Here is a 20,564-nt window from a genome sequence, read left to right as displayed (position 1 = left end):
GGACAGCCACCTCACGAGTCCGATTGCTATACAAGTCTGGACCACCTCCTTTCCCGTGTACCGCCACGCTATCGACTTCCCGGTGACCTCGGCAACGGATTTGGATCACAGGTCAGGGCCGGACGTCGGCGGCGGTTGGTTCCCCGCCGCCCCGCCGGCCGGCTCAGTCCAGGCCGATCGGGCCCTCGCGGGGGCCCTCCTCGCTGGCCGGCTGGACGGCCAGCGACGGGAAGTCGGCCAGGTCGCCCGCCGGTTCGGCGTCCCACTCCGGGAAGACCAGCGGGCTCTGCAGGTAGAGGCAGAGCAGCTGGGTGAGGTGGCACAGGCCGTCGAGGTGGGTGCGCTCGTGCCCGTGGGTGGCATCCACGCCGAAGCCGAGCAGGGCCACCCGGGCGTGCGCGCCCGCCTCGACCGCGGCGGCCACGTCCGACCGGTAGTAGTCGAAGACGTCCCGCACCAGGTCGACGCCGTGTTCCCGGGCGATCGAGGCCAGGTTGCGGGTCAGGTGGTAGTCGAAGGGGCCCACCCCGTCGCCCATGGCCAGGGTGGCGGCGTCCTCCCGGGACTGCTGGCCGGGGGCGACCACCGCCGCGTCGATCGAGACGATCTCCGCCACGTCCGGGTCGAGCCCGTGACTCGCCCCGTGCCCGAGCTCCTCGGTGACGGTGACCAGCAGGTGCGCGGTGACCGCGGGCTGGACCCCCGCGTCGACCATCGCCTTGAACGCGGTCAGCACCGCCGCCACCCCGGCCTTGTCGTCCAGGTGCCGGGACTTCACGTACCCGGTGGGGGTGATCATGGGGTTGGCCAGCAGCGCGACGAAGTCGCCGGCGTCGACGCCGAGCGCGCGGAGGCCGGCGATGTCGTCCACCGGCTCGTCGACCCGCACCTCGACCAGTTCCCAGCCGACGCCCTGCAGGTCGACGGCCTCGTTGTAGCGGTGCCCGCTGGCCTTGAGCGGCAGCACCTGGCCGGTGATCACGCGGTCCAGGTCGTCGGTGAAGATCCGGACCTGCGCGCCCTCGGCGAAGCGCGCGCTGTGCGTGCCGATCGGCTTCAGCTCCAGCCGCCCGTTCTCCTTGAGCCGCTTCACCATGCCGCCGATGGTGTCGGTGTGCACCACGACGGCCCGGTCGGCGCCGGTCGCCCGGGGACCGGGCAGGCAGGCGCTGAGCGCCCCGCGCCGGGTCAGCGTCGAGCTGATGCCGAGCGCGGAGAGGCGTTCGCCCACGTACTGCTGGACGTGGTCGGTACGCCCCGACGGGCTGGGGATCTCCAGCAGCTCCATCAGCACCTGGCGCAGGTAGTCGACGTCGATCTCCAGCGGCTTCGGGCTCACGCGGCGCCTCCCGGGCCGGCCGGGGACCAGAGCCGCTGCGGCGCCCGGGTGCCGGGGAAGAGCAGGTCGACGAAACGCTCCGCGGTCGGCTGCGGTTCGTGGTTGGCCAGGCCGGGCCGCTCGTTCGCCTCGATGAACACGTGCTCCGGCCCGTCGGGGGCGGGCACCAGCAGGTCCAGCCCGGTGACCGGGATGTCCAGCGCCCGGCTGGCCGTCACGCACGCCTCGGCGATTTCCGGGTGCAGCTCGGCGGTCACGTCGTGGATGGTGCCGCCGGTGTGCAGGTTGGCCGTCCGGCGGACGGCCAGCACCTGCCCCTCGGGGAGCACGTCGTGCATCCGGTGACCCGCCTCGGCCACCACCTCGCGGGTCATGTCGTCGATCGGGATCCGCGACTCGCCCCCGGTGGCGGCGGCCCGCCGCCGGCTCTGCCGCTCGATCAGCTCGGTGACGTCGTGCACCCCGTCCCCGGTGATCTGCGCGGGGCGGCGGACGGCGGCGGCCACCACCTCGTGGTCGATGACCACCACCCGCAGGTCCTCGCCCGCGCGCAGCTCCTCGATCAGTACGTCCGGGCAGAACCGGCGGGCCAGCTCGACGGCGGCGGTGAGCGCCTCCGGCGTACGGACCCCGACGGTGATGCCGTTGCCCTGCTCGCCCCGCGCCGGCTTCACCACCACCGGACCGACGTCGGCCAGGAAGGCCAGGTCGTCGGGTTCACCGGTGGCGGTCCGGCCGCGCGGCACCGACAGCCCCGCCTCGGTCAGGATCCGCCGGGTCACCCGCTTGTCGTCGCAGCGGCTCATCGCCACCGCCGAGGTGAGCTCCGACAGCGACTCGCGGGTGTGGATGACCCGGCCGCCGTTGGTCAGCTTCAGCTCACCCCAGCGCGGGTCGGTGACCTCCACCCGGATGCCGCGCCGCATCGCCTCGTCCGCGACGATCTTCGCGTACGGGTTCAGCTCGTCGTACCCCTCCGGCGTGGCGGGCAGGAAGAGCCGCTCGTTGATCGGGTTCTTCCGCTTCACGCAGAGCGTCCCGGTGCGGTGGAAGCCGAGCCGCTCGTAGAGCCGGATCGCCCCCGAGTTCTCGGCCAGCACCGACAGGTCCACGTACGCCCGGCCCCGCTCGTCGAGCCGGTCGGCCAGGGCGGTGAGCAGCGCCTGCCCGGTGCCGGGCGGTGCGGTGTTGAAGTCCACGGTCAGGCACCAGAGGCTGGCGCCGTGCTCCGGGTCGCCGAAGACCGCGACGTGGTCCACCCCGGTGATGGTGCCGACCAGCTCACCGGCGGCGTCCTCGGCGACCAGGTGCAGGAACCGGTCCGTGCCGGCGTTGTCGACCAGCACCTCGACCGGAGCCGTGACCATGCCGTTGCGGGCGTAGATCCGGTTCACCGCCTCCGCGTCGTCGGTGTCCCGCAGCGGGCGGATGGCCAGCCCGGGGACCTCGCCGCCCTCGGTGGCGGCCGGCCGACGCTCGCCCAGCGGCAGCCGGTAGGTCAGCGACGGGTCGATGAACAGCTCGTCCGGCAGTCGGGAGACCAGCACGTGCGGGTCGCGCAGGTAAATGCAGATGTCCCGGGCGCCGGCCGCCTCGGAGCGCAGCACGTGGGCGACCTCGGCCTGCTCGGTGAAGGTCTGCCCGAAGACCAGCCGGCCCCAGCCGCAGTCCAGCACCACGCCGGACCCGTCGGCGGGCCGCTGCCGCGGTTCCGGAGCGCCGGGGGCGACCGGGTCGCCGCCCGGGCCGACGCGTTCCCGGCGCCGGCCGAGCACCCGTTCCCGGTCGGTACGGGCCGTTCCGGTGGCGAGGGTGTCGGTCATGGTCAGTCGATTCCGTGGCTCTGGAGCCACATTTCCAGGAGTCCCAGTTGCCACAGCTTGTTTCCGTTCAACGGGGTCAGTTCGGCGTTCGGGTCGGCGAGCAGCGCGTCGACGTAGTCGGCGCGGAACAGGCCCCGGCGGCGCGCCTCCGGCGCGGCCAGGGCGTCGCGTACCCGGTCGAGGAGCTTGCCCTCGAGGTGGGTGAGGCCGGGCACCGGGAAGTAGCCCTTCGGCCGGTCGATCACCTCGTGCGGGAGGACGCGCCGGCCGATCTCCTTGAGCACGCCCTTGCCGCCCTGGGCCAGCTTCAGCTCCGGCGGGCAGCTCGCGGCCAGCTCGACGAACTCGTGGTCGAGGAACGGCACCCGGGCCTCCAGCCCGTGCGCCATGGTCATGTTGTCCACCCGCTTGACCGGGTCGTCGGTCAGCATGACCTGGGTGTCGATCCGCAGCCCGGCGTCGACCGCGGTCTGCGCCCCCGGCCGGGCCAGGTGCGCGGCGACGAACTCCCGCGCCGGGTCACCGTCGGCCAGCCACGCCGGGTTCAGCACCCGGGCCAGGCCGGCGGCGTCGCGGTCGAAGAACGCCTTCGCGTACGTCTCCAGCGCCCGCTCCCGGTCCACCCCGGCCAGCGGCGGGTACCAGTGGTAGCCACCAAGGATCTCGTCCGCGCCCTGGCCGGACTGGACCACCTTGACGTGCCGGGCGACCTCCTGACTGAGCAGCCAGAACGCCACGCAGTCGTGGCTGACCATGGGTTCGCTCATGGCCGCGACCGCGGCCTCCAGCGGCGGCAGCAGGTCGCCGGTGGGCACCCGGATCTGGTGGTGGTCGGTGCCGAAGGTCTTCGCGACCAGGTCGGAGTAGACGAACTCGTCGCCCTCCCGACCGCCGACCGCGTCGAAGCCGATGGAGAAGGTGGCCAGCCCGGACTGTCCCTCGCCGGCCAGCAGCGCCACCACCAGGCTGGAGTCCAGCCCGCCGGAGAGCAGCACGCCGACCGGCACGTCGGCCACCATCCGCCGGCGTACGGCGGTGGTGAGCGATTCCAGCAGCGCGTCCTGCCAGTCCCGCTCGGTCCAGTCGGAGCGGCCGGTGCCACGGGTGAAGGCGGGGTCCCAGTAGACCCGCTCGTGGGTGGTGCCGTCCGGCTCGTACACCCGGACCGTGGCCGGGGGCAGCTTGGTCACGCCGCGCAGGATGGTCCGCGGCGGCGGCACGATGCTGTGGAAGCTGAGGTAGTGGGCGAGCGCCACCGGGTCGATGGCGGTGTCGATCCCGCCGCCGGCCAGCAGCGCCGGCAGGGTGCTCGCGAAGCGGACCACGCCGGGGGTCTCGGCCAGGTAGAGCGGCTTGATGCCGAGCCGGTCCCGGGCCAGCACCAGCCGGCCGCTGTCCCGCTCGCTGATCGCCACCGCGAACATGCCGACCAGGTGGTCGACGAAGTCCAGGCCCCACTCGGCGTACGCCTTGACCACGACCTCGCTGTCGCCGGAGGAGAAGAAGCGGTGCCCCTTGGCCTGCAGTTCCGCGCGCAGCTCGCGGTAGTTGTAGATGCAGCCGTTGAAGACGCCGGTGAGGCCGGCGACGGCGTCGACGATCGGTTGCCCGCTGGCGGCGGAGAGGTCGATGATCTTCAGGCGGCGGTGTCCCAGGGCGGTCGGCCCCTGGGACCACACACCGCTGTCATCGGGCCCTCGGTCACTCATCGTGGCCGCCATGCGCTCCACCGTCGCCACCTCGGCGCGTGAACCGTCACGGCGGAACTCTCCCGCAAGTCCGCACATGCGAGCCCATGCTGCCAGAGGATGTTGCAGTTCGCCTGTTGAGACGATGACAGTCGTGTGACAGGTTCGCTATCATGCGCGACCACGTTGGGTAACCGTCGTTCGCGGCGGCGGTTCGGCCCTGGCGGCGACCGATGCCCGAAATGCACCGAGCCTGCGGTGTGAGGAACACCGCAGGCCCGGGAACGGACGTCCGGCGGGTCAGCCGGCGGTACGGGCCACGCCGACCGGGCAGCTCAGCCCGTTCGGGCCGTGGTTGCAGTACCCGTTCGGGTTCTTGGTCGGGGCCAGGTACTGCTGGTGGTAGTCCTCGGCGAACCAGTAGTCACCGAGCCGGGTGATCTCGGTGGTGATCTCGCCCCGGCCGGCCCGCGCCACGATCGGCGCGAACGCGTCCCGCGCGGCCCGCGCGGTGGCGAGCTGCTCGTCGGTGGTGGCGTAGATCGCCGAGCGGTACTGCGTACCGACGTCGTTGCCCTGGCGCATGCCCTGGGTCGGGTCGTGGTTCTCCCAGAAGACCTTCAGCAGGTCCTCGTAGCTGATCCGCGTCGGGTCGTAGACCACCTGGACCACCTCGGCGTGCCCGGTCATCCCCGAGCAGACCTCCTCGTACGTGGGGTTCGGGGTGTAGCCGCCCGCGTAGCCGACGGAGGTGGTGAGCACACCGGGGAGGGTCCAGAAGAGCCGCTCGGCGCCCCAGAAGCAGCCCATCCCGAAGACGGCGACCTGCGAGCCCTCGGGGAAGGGGCCCTTCAGCGACGAGGGGAGCACCTCGTGCCGGTCGGCGATCGGCATCGCGATCGGGCGGCCCGGCAGGGCCTGGTCGGGGGAGATCATCTCGGCCTTCATGCGGCGAAGGAACACGGTGGGACTCCTCTCTTGGCTTTCCCAGCGTGTGCAACAGCAGCGCCTCCGTATTCCTTACCCGACCCGAGGCGGGGTCAGGCCAGCGCGGCGGCGATCCGGTCGGCGTACTCCCGGGCCTCGGCGTCGTCGGCGTAGCGGGTGCGCGGCCAGAAGAAGCCGCGCAGCCCGTCGCCCTTGGTGCGCGGCACCACGTGGGTGTGCAGGTGGGGTACGGACTGGGACACCTTGTTGTTGACCGCCATGAACGTCCCACCGGACCCCAGACCGGTCTCCACCGCGACGATGATCCGCTGCACCAGCCGGAAGTAGCCGGGCAGCACCTCGGCCGGCAGCGTGTCGAGGGTGACCAGGTGGGTGCGCGGCACCACCAGCACGTGCCCCTTGAACACCGGCCGGGTGTCCAGGAAGGCCATCCCGTCCGGCTCGTCGGCCACGATGAACGCGGGCACCTCGCCCGCCACGATCCCGCAGAACACGCACCCAGTCACCGGGCCAGGCTATGCCGTGGCGGACCGGGTCGCCCGGGCCCGGTGCCGCTACCGCGCGTCCAGGTACGTGTCCCACTCGTCGTCAGGTATGCCGGAGGGGCCGGTCTCGCCGCTGGCCAACCGAGTCCGGATGTCTGCCTCCCACTCCAGTGCCCAGCGGCGAAGTTCTGCGATTTCCTGATCCTTGAGCTGGTAGGCGGCGAAGGTCTCGATATCCAACTCCTCGATCGCGCCGAGTCGGTCCGCCAACTCCTCCAGTGAGAACCCGGCCGTGTGCCGGGCGCCCATACCCTCCAGCTCCGGCCAACTCACCAGCCGGTGGGCGGCCCTGAGGTCGATGTAGTCCCGGTGTGCGGCGCGGTCGTGCAGCGCTCTGACCTTGAGTCCGATGGCGTCGTCCAGGGCCAGGACCGGCCCGATGTGCAGTACCGCTGGTGGTCCAATCGCCTCCTTGAGCAGGTCCACTTCGCAGGCGGCCGGGCTGCGCGTCACCATCAGCCGTGCCATCCGCGGGGTCGCCTCGACGATCTGACAGTCGAACCCCGCACGTCGGTAGGCGTCGGCCAGGCGGGTTGCCACATCCGGCAGTGGCAGGGTGGTCGCGGTCGCGAAGTCGATGTCGCGAGAGGGACGGCTGAGGAGGTTGTGCGCCGAGAGGGCGTAACCGCCGGCAAGCACCAACCCGAGATCATCGCCAGCGGCGAAGCCGATGCGGAGAAGCCGGGCGTGCAGGTCGTCCACGTTCAGGCGGCCAGGTCGGGCATTCGGCGTTCCCAGAGGGCGACAACCCGTCGTGCGGTCAGCCGACGGATGCGGGGCCAGTCCCGGCGCAGCAGGGTCGGGTTCACATAGCGCACGATGTCGTCGCGCTGGCCACAGTCCATCAGCGTCCGGTAGAGGGTGAGTCGCTGCCCGGGGTCGGTGACGTTGAACTCCGTCGGGCCGGACCAGGCGAGCCGGACCGGCAGGCTCACCCGGCCGTGATCCGGCCCTTGCAGCTGGTCGAGCGCAGCCGGGATCCGCTCCGCCACGCCGACCAGGCGGGACGGCAGAGAGGTGGACGAGGTCACCACGCCAGTATGGCGGACGGGTCGGACAACCCCCGGGTTGCGACGCGGGCCCGGGTTCCACGTGCTGGGACGGACGGGCGGACTAACGTCTCGGGCATGAGTCACGGCTTCGAGACGCTCGCCATCCACGCCGGTCAGGACCCGGAGGCCCGCACCGGCGCGGTGATCCCGCCGATCTACCAGACCAGCACCTACGCCCAGGACGCCGTCGGCGCGCCCCGGCAGGGCTACGAGTACAGCCGCTCCGGCAACCCCACCCGCGACGCGCTGCAGGAGTGCCTGGCCGCGCTGGAGGGCGGGCCGGTGGCGCTCGCCTTCGCCAGCGGCCTGGCCGCCGAGGACACCCTGCTGCGGACCGTCTGCAAGCCGGGTGACCACGTGGTCATCCCGGACGACGCGTACGGCGGCACGTACCGGCTCTTCGCCAGGGTCGCCGAGCGCTGGGGGCTGGAGTACACCCCGGCGAAGGTGTCCGACCCGGACGCGGTGCGGGCCGCGATCCGCCCCGGCGCCACGAAGATCGTCTGGATCGAGACGCCGACCAACCCGCTGCTCGGCATCGCCGACATCGCCGCCCTGGCCGCCGTCGCGCACGACGCCGGCGCGCTGCTGGTGGTCGACAACACGTTCGCCTCGCCGTACCTCCAGCAGCCGCTCCTGCTCGGCGCCGACGTGGTGGTCCACTCCACCACCAAGTACATCGGCGGGCACTCCGACGTGGTCGGCGGCGCACTGATCGCCGCCGACCGCGCGCTCGGCGAGGAGCTGCGCTACCACCAGAACGCGATGGGCGCGATCAACGGGCCGTTCGACGCCTGGCTCACCCTGCGCGGCATCAAGACCCTCGGCGTACGGATAGACCGGCACTGCGACAACGCCGAGCGGATCGCGGCCTACCTGGACGGCCACGCCAAGGTCGCTCAGGTCATCTACCCCGGCCTGCCCTCGCACCCGGGGCACGAGGTGGCCGTCAAGCAGATGCGCCGGTTCGGCGGCATGATCTCGTTCCGCGCGGCGGGCGGCGAGGAGCACGCCGTGGAGATCTGCAACCGGGCCCGGCTCTTCGTGCTCGCCGAGTCCCTCGGCGGCGTCGAGTCCCTCATCGAGCACCCGGGACGGATGACACACGCGAGTGCTGCCGGCTCGCCGCTTGAAGTTCCCGCCGATCTCGTGCGACTGTCTGTCGGCATCGAGACGGTCGACGACCTGCTCGCCGATCTGGAGCAGGCACTGGGCTGACCGCGGGCTGGGGAGGGTGGCCGTGCAGGACTTCATGCCGACGACCTGGGTGGGCGCGACGGCCCGGCAGATCGCCCGGGGCGTACGCCGGGGCGACGTCTCCGCCACCCAGGTCGTGGCCGACCACCTGGACCACCTCGCCCGGGCCGACGCCGACCTCGCCGCGTTCCGCACGGTACGCGGCGGGGAGGCGATCACCGAGGCGGAGAAGGTCGACGAGCAGGAGGACCTGGCCAACCTCCCGCTGGCCGGGGTGCCGGTCGCGGTGAAGGAGAACACCCCGGTCGCCGGCCTGCCCACCTGGAACGGGTCGGCGGCGGTGCGTACCCCGGTGGCGGAGGCCGACCACGAGGTGGTCCGCCGGCTGCGCGGCGCGGGCGCGGTGATCCTCGGGGTGACCCGGATGCCGGAGCTCGGCCTCTGGGCGCTGACCGACGACGAGACCGGGGTCACCCGCAACCCGTGGGACCTGTCGCGTACCCCCGGCGGCTCCTCCGGCGGCGCGGCCGCCGCGGTCGCCGCCGGGCTGGTGCCGATGGCGCACGGCAACGACGGACTGGGCTCGATCCGCATCCCGGCGGCCTGCTGCGGCCTGGTCGGGCTCAAGCCCGGCCGGGGCGTGGTGCCCTGCCAGCTCGGCGCCGACGACTGGTTCGGGCTGACCGAGCACGGGATGCTCACCAGCACCGTCGCCGACGCGGTGGTCGGCTTCTCGGTGCTGGCCGGGCGCCGCCCGGAGAAGCTGGTCCCGCCGCCGCGGCTGCGGGTCGGCGTCTCGCTGCGCTCCCCGGTGCGCGGCGTCTCGCCGGACGCGCCCAACCGGGACGCGGTGGCCGCCGCCGGCCGGCTGCTGGCCGCCGCCGGGCACGACACCGTGCCGGCCGACCCGGTCTACCCGACCCGGCTCGGCCTGCAGGGCATCGCCACCTGGTTCGCCGCGGCCGCCGCCGACGTGCGGGCCGCCGGGGTCGCGCCGCGCCAACTCCAGCGGCGCAGCCGCCGGCACGTCGCGCTCGGCGAGTGGGCGCAGCGCCGGGGGTACGTCCGCGAGGCCGACCGGCTCGCCTGGCGCGACCGGTCGGTGAACTTCTTCACCGACCGCTCGGTCGACCTGCTGCTCACCCCGGCGCTGGCCGGGTCGCCGCCGGAGGCCGCCGGCTGGTCCGGCCGGTCCTGGCTGGCGAACATGTCGGCCAACATCCGGTACGCCCCGTACGCCGCGCCGTGGAACATCGCCGGGCTGCCGTCCATCGTGGTGCCGGTCGGCCGCCGCCCGGACGGCCTGCCGGTGGGCGTCCAGTTCGTCGGGCCGCCTGGCTCGGAACTGCTGCTGCTCGGCGTCGCCGGCCAGTTCGAGATGCAGGCCCCCTGGTCGCGGCACGCCCCCGGCTACCCCCGGGTCGGCACGGGGTCGCCGGCCACCGCGTGACGGCTGACCACCGGCCCCGACGCAGCCCGTGATCGCACCATCGCCGCAGGTGGTCACCGATCCGACGGTGGCGTCGCCGCAGGTTCCGCCGGGATCGGGTGGCACGATCGGGGCATGACTGAACTGGTCGGCCTCGCCGACGTTGCGGCCGCGCGGGAGCTGCTCGCCGGCGTCACCCGTACCACCCCGCTGGAGCCGTCCCGGCCGCTCAGCGCCGCGCTGGGCGGCCCGGCGTGGCTGAAGTGCGAGAACGTGCAACGTGCCGGGTCGTACAAGGTGCGCGGGGCGTACGTGCGGATCTCCCGGCTCTCGGCGGAGGAACGGGAACGCGGCGTGGTCGCGGCGAGCGCCGGCAACCACGCCCAGGGGGTCGCGCTCGCCGCCGGCCTGGTCGGCACCCACGCCACGGTCTTCATGCCGGTCAACGCGCCGCTGCCGAAGGTCGCCGCCACCAAGGGGTACGGCGCCACGGTCGAGCTGGTCGGCAACACGGTGGACGAGTCGCTGGTCGCGGCGCAGACCTTCGCCGAGCGGACCGGGGCGGTGTTCATCCACCCGTTCGACCACCCGGACGTGATCGCCGGGCAGGGCACCGTGGCGCTGGAGATCCTCGAGCAGTGCCCGGACGTGAAGACCATCGTCACCGGCGTGGGCGGCGGCGGTCTGATCTCCGGGATGGCGGTCGTGGCCAAGGCGCTCCGCCCCGACGTACGGGTGATCGGGGTGCAGGCGGCCACGGCCGCCGCCTTCCCGCTCTCGCTCAAGGCCGGCGAGCCGGTACGCCTGCCGTCGTTCTCGACGATCGCCGACGGCATCGCGGTCGGCCGGCCCGGCGATCTGACCTTCACCCACGTCCGCAAGCTGGTCGACGAGATCGTCACCGTCTCCGAGGAGGACATCTCCCGGGCGCTGCTGATGCTGCTGGAACGAGGCAAGCAGGTGGTGGAGCCGGCCGGGGCGGTCGGGGTGGCGGCGCTGCTGGCCGGGGCGGTGGAGGTGCAGGCGCCGGTGGTGGCGGTGCTCTCCGGCGGCAACATCGACCCGCTGCTCATGCTCCGGGTGATCGAGCACGGCCTGGCGGCGGCCGGCCGCTACCTGCGCGTGACGGTGCGCTGCACGGACCGGCCGGGTCAGCTCGCCTCGCTGCTCAGCGAGATCGCCGAGCACCGGGCCAACGTCGTGGACGTGGAGCACCAGCGGGCCAATCCGCACCTGCGCCTGGGCGAGGTGGAGGTGGCGCTCTCGGTGGAGACCCGCGGCGTGGAGCACTCGGACACGCTGATCAGCGCCCTGCGGGCCAGTGGCTACCAGGTGGTGTTCGCCGCCGAGTCCTGATCCGCGTCCCGGCCCCGGACGACGCGACCGCCCCGGCCGGTGGGCCGGGGCGGTCGCGGTGTGGCTCGGGTCCGAGGGAGCCTGTCAGCCTCGGTCGGGTCGGACCCGAGCCGTCCGGCGCGGGTCCGGAGGGCGTCAGCCGGAGTACGGCTCGAACTTGACGACGGTCACCTTGATGTCCGCGCCGCTGGGTGCCGTGTAGGTGCAGGTCTGGCCGGCCTTGCCGCCCAGGATCGCCTTGCCGAGCGCGGACTCGGGGCTGTAGACCGTCAGGTCGGTGGTGGAGGCGATCTCCCGGGAGCCGAGCAGGAAGGTCTCCGTGTCGTCGGCGTCGTCGTCGAAGTAGATCGTCACGACCATGCCCGGCGACACCGCGTCGGCGGCGGGGGCCTCGCCGACCTTGGCCGTGCGGAGCAGCTCCTTCAGGTAGAGGATGCGCCCCTCGGCCTTGCCCTGCTCCTCGCGGGCGGCGTGGTAGCCCCCGTTCTCCCGCAGGTCGCCCTCCTCGCGCCGGGCGTTGATCTCGGCGGCGATGACCGGCCGGTTGGCGATCAGCTCGTCGAGCTCGGCCTGCAGGCGGTCGTACGCGTCCTGGGACAGCCAGGTGGCGGGCGCCTTGTTGTCATTGGTGGACACAGGCGGTCTCCTCGGTTGGTGCGGACTGGCTGACAGGTGAACCACCAAGTTACCAGTGCCGGGCACGTCAGGGTGCCGCCGAACACCCCCGGTGCCGGTGACGCGACCGGGGGTGCGGGGTCGGTCGGGGTCAGCCGGCGGGCCGGCAGCGCAACACCTCGCCGATGAACGGGCGGGCGTTGGTCGGCACCTCCTGCCGGGCGGTGACGTGCCGCTGGCCGGGCCGGGCGGTCACGGTGGCCTCGACGTGACCGACCTCGGCGCCGTCGTGCGAGCGGGCCCGCAGCAGGCAGGTCGCCGAGCCACCGGGGGGCACGGTGACCCGGAAGTCGACCACCACCCGGGTGTCGGTGATCCCGGTGTAGGTGATCACCTCGGCCCGGTACTCCGGGTCGCCGTACTGCTGGTAGAGCTTGGCGGCGACCAGCCCGAGGACGGCCAGCAGAACGGCCACCACCAGGGCGAGCAGGAGCGGCCGGCGGCGGCCGGGCTGGCGGCGGCGGCCGTACCGCCCGGGCGGGAAGACCGGCGCGCCCGGGGTGACTGTGGCGTGCGTCTCGCTCACCGGCGGGTATCTCCTGGCGTTGTTGTCGGCGGCATCGGCAAGAATGGCAGAGTCCATCTTCCCAGCCCGGCGCTGAGCCAAGGATGGCGGGTCGGCGGAGCCGCCGGCCAGCCACCGCGGGGGTCTCGGCGGGCGCGGGGGGAGATTCCGGCAGGTCAGCCGGGTCGGCCCGGACGGGCCCGGCCTGGCCGGCACAGACGAGGAGCGCCGAAGGTGGCAGAGCAGCTGCGTCTCATGGCGGTGCACGCCCATCCCGACGACGAGTCGAGCAAGGGCGCCGCGACCACGGCGAAATATGTCGCCGAGGGGGTCGACGTCCTGGTCGTCACCTGTACGGGTGGCGAGCGGGGGAGCGTGCTCAACCCCAAGATGGACCGTCCGGACGTGTGGGCCAACATCGCCGACATCCGCCGTGCCGAGATGGACGCGGCCCGGGCGATCCTCGGCATCGAGCAGGCCTGGCTCGGCTTCGTCGACTCCGGGCTGCCCGAGGGCGACCCGCTGCCGCCCCTGCCCGAGGGCTGCTTCGCCCTGCAGGACGTCGAGACGGCCGCCGCCCCGCTGGTGCGGCTGATGCGCCAGTTCCGTCCGCACGTCGTCACCACGTACGACGAGGAGGGCGGCTACCCGCACCCCGACCACATCATGACCCACAAGGTGACCGTGGCCGCCTTCGAGGCCGCCGGCGACCCGGAGCGGCACCCGGAGCTGGGCGAGCCCTGGCAGCCGCTCAAGCTCTACTACGACATCGGCTTCTCCCGCGCCAAGATCATGGCCCTGCACGAGGGGATGCTCGCCGCCGGCCTGGAGTCCCCGTACGGCGACTGGATGAAGCGCTGGGAGGACCGGCCGGACAAGGGCGGCCGGATCACCACCCGGGTGGAGTGCGCCGACTACTTCCCGGTCCGCGACGACGCGCTGCGCGCCCACGCCACCCAGATCGACCCGGACGGCTTCTGGTTCCAGGTGCCGATGGACCTGCAGCAGCGCGCCTGGCCGACCGAGGACTTCCAGCTCGCCCGCTCGCTGGTCGACAGCCCGCTGCCCGAGTCCGACCTCTTCGCCGGGGTCCGCGAGACGGCCCATGCCCGCTGATCCGGCGGCGGGCTACGCTGAGGGGCAGCCGCACATCGGAGGAACACCATGCTGACCACCGCCCAGGTGCTCGCGGAGAACAACTTCGGTGACACCCGTACGGGTGGTCTGGCCGGCCCGATGGGCCTTTTCCTCATCGTCGCGCTGGCCACCGTCACCGTCCTGCTGATCCGCAACATGAACGCCCGGCTGCGCCGGCTGCCCGACCGGTTCCCGCCGCAGGCCGGCCCGGCCGACCACGATCGGGCCGACGCGGCAGTCGCCGATCCGACAGACGGGACCGTCTCGCAGGAATCACCCGCGGAGTCTCCCAACGGCTCCCAGCAGCGCCGGAACGGGTAGTCGGCGCATGAATCACGCCGAAGCCGGTCGTCGCCCCCTGTTGCGACCACCGGCTTTGGCTTAGCCTTCCGCCGGGGGGACCGAAAGTCCCTGAGCCGTGCGCGGGAGGGGGGCGCCGATGTCCTTGGCAGCAGTGGCCACCCACCGTGCCCTCGGGCCGCCTCTCGACGGGATGGGTCCGTGACCTCCGGCAGGGACGGTCAACCCCCCGACCGGCTCGGCCTGCGCGGCACGCCGGTCAGTGTCCTCCTGCTCACCGCCGCGGTGGCGGCCACCGCGGCGGGTGCCGCGGTGCTCGGTCTCACCGTCCCGGCGTCCCTCCCGGCCGGCGACCCGCTGCCCGGGCCGGCCCGGTTCGGCCTCGCGGTCGCCGCGTTCGCCGTCGCCCAGCTGGCCCGCCTGCGGTTCCGCACCGCCGCCGGCATGGTCAGCATCACCTGGGGCGAGGCCGCCCTCATCGTCTGCCTCTATCTCGCGCCGGCCGGTTGGCTGCCGGCCGCCGCCCTGCTCGGCGCCGGGGCCGCCTGGACCGGGATGTCCGTGTGCGTCGACCGCCGCCCGGCGCTGGAGCTGGTCCGGATCGCCGGTTCGCTGACCGCCGCCACCGCCCTCGCCGCCGCGGTGGCGAGCGCGCTCGGCCGGCCGATGCTCGCCGCGCCGACCCCGGAGCTGGCCGTCGCGCTGATCGCCGGCTCGGTCACCTACCTGCTCACCACCGCGTGGCTGGGCGGCGCGACGCTCGCGCTGCGGCACGGCATCCCGATCGGCCCACCGCTGCTCGCCGCGCTCCGCGGCAAGCTGCTCATGTTCGTCGGCAACGTGGCGGTCGGCCTGGTGGTGGTCGCCCTGCTCGAGCTGGATCCGCGCTGGGTGCTGCTCCTGCCGCCGCCGCTCTGGCTGCTCCAGCAGACCTATCGGCACCGGCTCCGGGCCGACCAGGAGCGCCGCACCTGGCGGGCGTTCGCCGAGGCCACGGCCGCGCTCAACCAGCTCGACGAGCGGGGGGTGGCGACCGCCGCGGTGACCGGGGCGCTCTCGCTCTTCGGCGCCGAGCTGGTCGAGGTGGACGTCGCCCGGGGCGACGGCCGGTGGCGGCGCTACCGCGCGGACACCGGTGGTCAGGTACGCGACCGTGAGGTCGCGCCCCCCGCGCCGGCCGAGACGGGGGACCACGAGCTGGTGCGGCCGCTGTCGGTGGGGAGCGTGGAGGTGGGCCGGCTGCGCGTTCATTTCCCCCGCTCGGCGCCGCCCACCGTCCGGGAACGGGACGGCGTGGCCGCGTTCGGCGACGCGCTGGCCGCCGCCCTGCACGACGCGGCCACCCACCGTGAGCTGCGGTTGGTCACCGCCCGCTCCTCGTACGAGGCGGTGCACGACCAGCTCACCGGCCTGCTCAACCGGGCGGCCATGCTCACCAAGGGCGACCAGGCGTTGCGGCAGCTCGCCCACGACCATCCGGTCGCGCTGCTGCTGCTCGACGTGAACCAGTTCAAAGAGGTCAACGACACCCTCGGGCACGCCGCCGGGGACCAGCTGCTGCGGCTGACCGCGAACCGGCTGGCCGCCCTGGGCCGCCCCGGCGACCTGCTCGGCCGGCTCGGCGGCGACGAGTTCGCCGTGCTGCTGACCGCGGTCCCGGTGGTCGACGACCGTGCGGCCCCGGTCACGTACGCGCTGCGCCAGGCCCGGGAGATCGCCGAGCGGCTGGCCGCGCCGACCGAGGTGGCCGGGGTGCGGATGTCCGTCGAGGTGGCCGTCGGGGTGGTGGTCGCGGCCGCGGGCACCGCGGACATGACCGAGCTGCTGCGCCGGGCCGACATCGCGATGTACCAGGCGAAGGAGGGCGGCGGCAGCGTCGCCGCGTACGACAGCTCCCGGGACGCGGCGAGCACCGACCACCTGGCGCTGCTGGCCGAGCTGCGCGAGGCCCTGGAGGCCGACGACCAGCTGGTGCTGGCGTTGCAGCCGGCGGTGGACCTGGCGACCGGCGCGCCGACCGGCGTGGAGGCGCTGATCCGCTGGCGGCACCCGCGGCGTGGCTGGCTCGGCCCGGCCGATTTCATCCGCCCGGTGGAGAACAGCGAGCAGCTCGCCAGCTTCACCCGGTACGTGCTGGACAAGGCGCTCGCGGTGGCCGCCGGGTGGGCCCGCGACGGGCTCGACGTGCCGATCTCGGTGAACCTCTCGGCGCGCAGCCTGCTCGACCCGCGACTGCCCGGGGAGATCGGCGACGCGCTGCGCCGGCACCAGGTCCCGCCGCACCGGCTGGTCCTGGAGATCACCGAGACGGTGGTGATGAGCGAGCTGGAGGTCATCGACGAGGTGCTGGCCACCCTGCGGTCGATGGGGGTGCAGCTGGCGGTCGACGACTTCGGCACCGGCTTCTCGTCGCTGACCTTCCTGACCCGGATCGCCGTCGACGAGCTGAAGGTCGACCGCTCCTTCGTCATCCGGATGGCCGACTCCCCGGAGGCGGCGGCGATCGTGCGGACCACCGTGGGCCTCGCCCACGAGTTGGGGCTGCGCGTGGTCGCCGAGGGCGTGGAGACGGCCGAGCAGCGGACCGCCCTGGCCGAACTGGGCTGCACTTCCGCGCAGGGCTACCACTTCTTCAAGCCGATGCCGGCGGACAAGATCGGCGCGGTGCTGGGGTCGCTGCGCGACGGCGCCCAGGGCAACGTCTTGCCGCTCCGCGCCGACGGCGCGTCCTGAGGCCGTCGAGGGGCGGCAAGTTCCTAGTGCTTACGGGACTGGGCGGCTTTCCGTTATTTTCGGCGGGCGTCGGGGCGGGGCAGGCCTGCCCGGAAAAGCCGTGCCCCGGGCGGCATGCAAAGCAGAGGCGGACCCGGGGCTTACCGAGCCACCTTATCGCGCCATCCCATTCGTGTAACCCCTCCTGGACGCGGCCTTGGCCGCGCGCCGTCGGCCGTGGGCAGCAGTGGGCAGCCGCCAGCGCCGCAGCCGAACACCGGTCATAGGACTCTTACGGGAATCCGCGTCATCGGCTTCCGTTGCGCCGACTGTTGGTGTGCCTCGGGTGCCAGCTTTCGCAGCCCTGCCGGCTGCACAAAGATTGACCGTCGGATTGCCGCGTCTCCGGCCGAATTCAACTCGTAGCCGTCCAGCCAAGCCCATCCGTCATAGGTCGGCCAGTCGAGCACCCGGATAACCCGGAACATGATTGGTCGAACGAATTGGACGCTGGCCGCTCGGGCTACGTGGAACAAGTCCCCCGAGTTGATCATTGGCCTTTCCTGTCTCGCCAAGCTCGGAGGGTCTCGCCAGCCCTTTGCAGCCGGGGGCAACTCCCGTCTTCCTGGCACCGGGAGCACGGTCCCCGGTGATGCAGGTCCACCACGTAACCGGCCATGATCACCGCGAACGGCGGTTCGGTTCCTCGCCTCTCAAGCACGGTCGTCCCTCACGGCGTGACTGGCTCGCCATTCGGCGGCCCGGGTCAGTAGGGGCCGGTCTCGGGGGATGACCCGGGTAGGGGTGTTCCACTCTGGATTGAGGTCGGGTTGCGACCCGTAGGCACCTCCCTGGTTCCCGTAGATGGGCTGCTGTACCACGTCCACGGATTCGGTCTTGCGTTGGAACCACTTCCACCGGGGCACGTCTCTAACCTCCCGTGATCGGCCGGTCACCGTCTCTAGCTGCCACGATCCGGGGCCGTCGATGCGCTATGCAACACTCCACACGAGACGTTCACGCAGAGACTCGCTTTGCGGGTGATGATGCAAGAGCTGTCTCACGGCAAGTCGGGTGACGCGTCAGGATGAGACAGGGAGGATGGTGTCGATGACCGAGGTGGGATCGACGGTGCCGAGGCGTGAGCTTGGTCGGCTGTTGCGGCAGGCCCGAGAGCAGGCCGGTATCGGCTTGGAGGCTGCTGCTTCGGATCTTGAGTGGTCGCGCGCCAAGATGTACCGCATTGAGTCGGGACAGACCCCCGTTCGGACGCTGGACGTAGACCAGATGTGTCGGCTCTACGGTGCGCCACCGGACATGACGGAAGTTCTCGTCAGTCTCGCCAAGGAATCGAAGAGTAAGGGCTGGTATCACGCCTACGGTGAAGTCATCCGGAAGCTAATGCAGGGAATCAAGGAGAGGCGCCATGATTGATCTGACCGGCGCGGCGTGGCGCAAGTCCACCCGGAGCGGAGCCCAGGGCAACTGTGTTGAGGTTGCGGACAACCTCCCCGGTGTCGTTGCCGTCCGAGACAGTAAAGACCCCCAGGGGCCGGCGCTCACCTTCACCCCGGAAGAGTGGTCCGCGTTCGTGACGTTCGCCAGGGCGGCCAAGTAACCCGCTCCACCACTCCACGACTCCAGAGAAACCCGACCTACCCTCACCGGCAGATCGGGGTTTCTCGCGTCTACAGACCCACCAGAGGCCCTGTCTGGGTGGTCCGTCGTCGGTGGCCACTCCGTAGCCAACTGATAAGCCTCATGCGTCTTCAACGAGCCAACTTTCGAGACCTGCCGCCGGGGCTGGATATGGTCGTCGGGTGAACCGACTTGCCGAGGCCACCTCGCCGTACCTGCTCCAGCACGCCGACAACCCGGTCGACTGGTGGCCCTGGTGCGACGAGGCGTTCGCCGAGGCGAAACGGCGCGACGTGCCCGTCCTCATCTCGGTCGGCTACGCCGCCTGCCACTGGTGCCACGTGATGGCCCACGAGTCGTTCGAGAACGAGGGCGTCGCCCAGCTCATGAACGACGACTTCGTCTGCGTCAAGGTGGACCGGGAGGAACGCCCGGACGTGGACGCCGTCTACATGACCGCCACCCAGGCGATGACCGGGCAGGGCGGGTGGCCGATGACCGTGTTCGCCACCCCGGACGGCACCCCGTTCTTCTGCGGCACCTACTTCCCCCGGCCGAACTTCATCCGCCTGCTCGGCTCGGTCGCCACCGCCTGGCGGGACCAGCGGGAGGCGGTGCGGCAACAGGGCGCCGCCGTGGTCGAGGCGATCGGCGGCGCCCAGGCCGTCGGCGGCCTCACCGCCCCGCTCACCGCCGACCTGCTCGACGCCGCCGCGGCGCAGCTCGGCCAGGAGTACGACGAGACGAACGGCGGCTTCGGCGGGGCGCCCAAGTTCCCGCCGCACATGAACCTGCTCTTCCTGCTCCGGCACCACCAGCGCACCGGCTCGGCGCGGAGCCTGGAGATCGTCCGGCACACCTGCGAGGCGATGGCCCGGGGTGGCCTGCACGACCAGCTCGCCGGCGGCTTCGCCCGGTACTCGGTGGACGGTCACTGGACCGTGCCGCACTTCGAGAAGATGCTCTACGACAACGCGCTGCTGTTGCGGGTCTACACCCAGCTCTGGCGGCTCACCGGGGACCGGCTGGCCCGGCGGGTGGCCCGGGACACCGCCCGGTTCCTCGCCGACGAGCTGCACCGGCCCGGCGAGGGCTTCGCCTCCGCGCTGGACGCCGACACCGCGGGGGTCGAGGGCCTCACCTACGTCTGGACCCCGGCCCAGCTCGTCGAGGTACTGGGCGAACAGGACGGCCGCTTCGCCGCCGACCTGTTCGGGGTGACCGAGGCCGGGACGTTTGAGCACGGCACCAGCGTGCTGAAGCTGGCCCGGGACGTCGACGACGCCGACCCGGCGGTCCGGGCCCGCTGGCGGGAGGTGGTCGGCCGGCTGCTCGCCGCCCGGGACACCCGCCCCCAGCCGGCCCGGGACGACAAGGTGGTGGCCGCCTGGAACGGGCTGGCGATCACCGCGATCGCCGAGTTCCAGCAGGTCGCCGCGCTCTACGCGGACCCCGACGAGGAGGACGCCAACCTCATGGAGGGCGTCACCATCGTGGCCGACGGCGCGATGCGGGACGCCGCCGAACACCTGGCGGCCGTGCACCTGGTGGACGGGCGGCTGCGCCGGGTCTCCCGGGACAGAACGGTCGGTGAGCCGGCCGGGGTGCTGGAGGACTACGGCTGCGTGGCCGAGGCGTTCTGCGCCCTGCACCAGCTCACCGGCGAGGGGCGCTGGCTGACCCTGGCGGGGCGGTTGCTCGACGTGGCGCTGGCCCGGTTCGCCGCCCCGGACGGCGGCTTCTACGACACCGCCGACGACGCTGAGCGTCTGGTCACCCGGCCCGCCGACCCCACCGACAACGCCACCCCGTCGGGCCGGTCGGCGATCGTCGCGGCGCTGGTCGCGTACGCGGCGCTGAGCGGGGAGACCCGTTACCGGGAGGCGGCCGAGGCCGCGCTGTCGACGGTGGCGCCGATCGTCGGCCGGCACGCCCGGTTCACCGGATACGCGGCCACCGTCGGCGAGGCGCTGCTCTCCGGGCCGTACGAGATCGCGGTGGTGACCGACGACCCGGTGGGCGACCCCCTCGTCGCGGCCGCGCACCGGCACGCCCCGCCCGGCGCCGTGGTGGTGGCCGGCCGCAGCGACCAGCCGGGCGTGCCGCTGCTGGCCGACCGGCCGCTGGTCGACGGCCGGCCCGCCGCGTACGTCTGCCGGGGTTTCGTCTGCCAGCGGCCGGTGACCTCGGTCGACGACCTGGTCGCCCAGCTCGGCTGAG

General features: G+C 72.6%; 18 protein-coding genes and 1 pseudogene. 9 read left to right on the top strand and 10 right to left on the bottom strand.

Annotated elements, in window-relative coordinates; translation table 11 throughout:
• Window positions 1–163 precede the first annotated feature (163 nt).
• The 7 genes from EFE23_RS19320 to EFE23_RS19290 form a co-directional block, all read right to left on the bottom strand.
• Window positions 164–1,339, bottom strand: a complete 1,176-nt coding sequence (locus tag EFE23_RS19320; RefSeq protein ID WP_255421164.1) for an osmoprotectant NAGGN system M42 family peptidase — start codon at window positions 1,337–1,339, stop codon at window positions 164–166.
• Window positions 1,336–3,162, bottom strand: coding sequence for an N-acetylglutaminylglutamine synthetase (gene ngg, locus EFE23_RS19315; protein ID WP_123242347.1), 1,827 nt, complete (start codon window positions 3,160–3,162; stop codon window positions 1,336–1,338). Before ngg ends, EFE23_RS19320 begins: the two co-directional genes overlap by 4 nt.
• A 2-nt stretch (window positions 3,163–3,164) precedes the next feature.
• Window positions 3,165–4,949 carry an N-acetylglutaminylglutamine amidotransferase gene (locus tag EFE23_RS19310; protein ID WP_123242346.1) on the bottom strand — a complete coding sequence of 595 codons (1,785 nt, stop codon included), beginning with the start codon at window positions 4,947–4,949 and terminating at the stop codon, window positions 3,165–3,167.
• A gap of 201 nt (window positions 4,950–5,150) precedes the next feature.
• Window positions 5,151–5,813: a peptide-methionine (S)-S-oxide reductase MsrA gene (msrA, locus tag EFE23_RS19305; protein WP_123242345.1), complete on the bottom strand. Its 663-nt coding sequence runs from the start codon at window positions 5,811–5,813 to the stop codon at window positions 5,151–5,153.
• 77 nt (window positions 5,814–5,890) lie between these two features.
• Window positions 5,891–6,304, bottom strand: a complete 414-nt coding sequence (locus EFE23_RS19300; RefSeq protein ID WP_123242344.1) for an HIT family protein — start codon at window positions 6,302–6,304, stop codon at window positions 5,891–5,893.
• A 48-nt stretch (window positions 6,305–6,352) separates the two neighbouring features.
• A complete protein-coding gene (locus EFE23_RS28230) occupies window positions 6,353–7,045 on the bottom strand; it encodes a nucleotidyl transferase AbiEii/AbiGii toxin family protein (protein ID WP_158675886.1) in 693 nt (230 codons plus the stop codon).
• Between the two features lie 2 nt (window positions 7,046–7,047).
• Entirely contained in the window at window positions 7,048–7,374 is a 327-nt protein-coding gene (locus tag EFE23_RS19290; protein WP_123242348.1) for a hypothetical protein, read from the bottom strand.
• Between the two features lie 96 nt (window positions 7,375–7,470).
• On the opposite strand from EFE23_RS19290, the gene EFE23_RS19285 reads away from it, so the two are divergent.
• The 3 genes from EFE23_RS19285 (at window position 7,471) to ilvA (ending at window position 11,377) form a co-directional block, all read left to right on the top strand.
• Window positions 7,471–8,613 carry a cystathionine gamma-synthase gene (locus tag EFE23_RS19285; protein WP_123242343.1) on the top strand — a complete coding sequence of 381 codons (1,143 nt, stop codon included), beginning with the start codon at window positions 7,471–7,473 and terminating at the stop codon, window positions 8,611–8,613.
• Between the two features lie 16 nt (window positions 8,614–8,629).
• Window positions 8,630–10,042, top strand: a complete 1,413-nt coding sequence (locus EFE23_RS19280; RefSeq protein ID WP_123242342.1) for an amidase — start codon at window positions 8,630–8,632, stop codon at window positions 10,040–10,042.
• A gap of 114 nt (window positions 10,043–10,156) precedes the next feature.
• The gene (ilvA, locus tag EFE23_RS19275) at window positions 10,157–11,377 is read left to right on the top strand and encodes a threonine ammonia-lyase (protein WP_123242341.1); all 1,221 of its coding nucleotides are present in this window, start codon (window positions 10,157–10,159) and stop codon (window positions 11,375–11,377) included.
• A gap of 135 nt (window positions 11,378–11,512) precedes the next feature.
• Here the strand turns inward: ilvA and greA are convergent, their stop codons facing one another.
• Together greA and EFE23_RS19265 are read right to left on the bottom strand one after the other, a co-directional pair.
• Window positions 11,513–12,013: a transcription elongation factor GreA gene (gene greA, locus EFE23_RS19270; RefSeq protein WP_123242340.1), complete on the bottom strand. Its 501-nt coding sequence runs from the start codon at window positions 12,011–12,013 to the stop codon at window positions 11,513–11,515.
• Window positions 12,014–12,143: 130 nt separating this feature from the next.
• A complete protein-coding gene (locus tag EFE23_RS19265) occupies window positions 12,144–12,578 on the bottom strand; it encodes a DUF4307 domain-containing protein (RefSeq protein ID WP_123242339.1) in 435 nt (144 codons plus the stop codon).
• Window positions 12,579–12,791: 213 nt separating this feature from the next.
• Here EFE23_RS19265 and mca point away from each other — a divergent pair, with 213 nt between their 5' ends.
• The 3 genes from mca (at window position 12,792) to EFE23_RS19250 (ending at window position 16,727) form a co-directional block, all read left to right on the top strand.
• Window positions 12,792–13,673 (top strand): mycothiol conjugate amidase Mca, encoded by an 882-nt coding sequence (gene mca, locus EFE23_RS19260; protein WP_123242338.1) that lies wholly within the window; start codon window positions 12,792–12,794, stop codon window positions 13,671–13,673.
• A 48-nt stretch (window positions 13,674–13,721) separates the two neighbouring features.
• Window positions 13,722–14,015, top strand: a complete 294-nt coding sequence (locus EFE23_RS19255; RefSeq protein WP_123242337.1) for a hypothetical protein — start codon at window positions 13,722–13,724, stop codon at window positions 14,013–14,015.
• A 222-nt stretch (window positions 14,016–14,237) separates the two neighbouring features.
• Window positions 14,238–16,727 carry a putative bifunctional diguanylate cyclase/phosphodiesterase gene (locus tag EFE23_RS19250; RefSeq protein WP_204335541.1) on the top strand — a complete coding sequence of 830 codons (2,490 nt, stop codon included), beginning with the start codon at window positions 14,238–14,240 and terminating at the stop codon, window positions 16,725–16,727.
• A gap of 260 nt (window positions 16,728–16,987) precedes the next feature.
• Here EFE23_RS19250 and EFE23_RS19245 read toward each other — a convergent pair whose 3' ends face one another.
• Complete coding sequence (locus EFE23_RS19245) at window positions 16,988–17,260, bottom strand: hypothetical protein (protein ID WP_123242335.1); 273 nt, start codon at window positions 17,258–17,260, stop codon at window positions 16,988–16,990.
• A gap of 556 nt (window positions 17,261–17,816) precedes the next feature.
• Here EFE23_RS19245 and EFE23_RS19240 point away from each other — a divergent pair.
• From EFE23_RS19240 to EFE23_RS19230, 3 genes and pseudogenes are all read left to right on the top strand, one after another.
• A pseudogene (locus EFE23_RS19240) lies at window positions 17,817–18,098 on the top strand (helix-turn-helix domain-containing protein); the annotation flags it as partial.
• A gap of 34 nt (window positions 18,099–18,132) precedes the next feature.
• Entirely contained in the window at window positions 18,133–18,324 is a 192-nt protein-coding gene (locus EFE23_RS19235) for a DUF397 domain-containing protein (protein WP_123242334.1), read from the top strand.
• A 202-nt stretch (window positions 18,325–18,526) separates the two neighbouring features.
• The gene (locus EFE23_RS19230; protein ID WP_123242333.1) at window positions 18,527–20,563 is read left to right on the top strand and encodes a thioredoxin domain-containing protein; all 2,037 of its coding nucleotides are present in this window, start codon (window positions 18,527–18,529) and stop codon (window positions 20,561–20,563) included.
• The last annotated feature ends 1 nt before the right edge of the window (window position 20,564 follow it).

The sequence above is a fragment of the Micromonospora solifontis genome, from assembly GCF_003725545.1.
Classification (GTDB): domain Bacteria; phylum Actinomycetota; class Actinomycetes; order Mycobacteriales; family Micromonosporaceae; genus Micromonospora; species Micromonospora solifontis.
The sequence above is the reverse complement of the archived record's forward strand: the minus strand, read 5'-3'. Positions and strand labels throughout refer to the sequence as shown.

Bases quoted from the DNA above. Each gene is read 5' to 3' on its own strand.
- ngg (WP_123242347.1), bottom strand. From the start codon at position 3,162: ATGACCGACACCCTCGCCACCGGAACGGCCCGTACCGACCGGGAACGG.
- EFE23_RS19310 (WP_123242346.1), bottom strand. From the start codon at position 4,949: ATGTGCGGACTTGCGGGAGAGTTCCGCCGTGACGGTTCACGCGCCGAG.
- EFE23_RS19285 (WP_123242343.1), top strand. From the start codon at position 7,471: ATGAGTCACGGCTTCGAGACGCTCGCCATCCACGCCGGTCAGGACCCG.
- ilvA (WP_123242341.1), top strand. From the start codon at position 10,157: ATGACTGAACTGGTCGGCCTCGCCGACGTTGCGGCCGCGCGGGAGCTG.
- EFE23_RS19255 (WP_123242337.1), top strand. From the start codon at position 13,722: ATGCTGACCACCGCCCAGGTGCTCGCGGAGAACAACTTCGGTGACACC.
- EFE23_RS19245 (WP_123242335.1), bottom strand. From the start codon at position 17,260: ATGATCAACTCGGGGGACTTGTTCCACGTAGCCCGAGCGGCCAGCGTC.
- EFE23_RS19235 (WP_123242334.1), top strand. From the start codon at position 18,133: ATGATTGATCTGACCGGCGCGGCGTGGCGCAAGTCCACCCGGAGCGGA.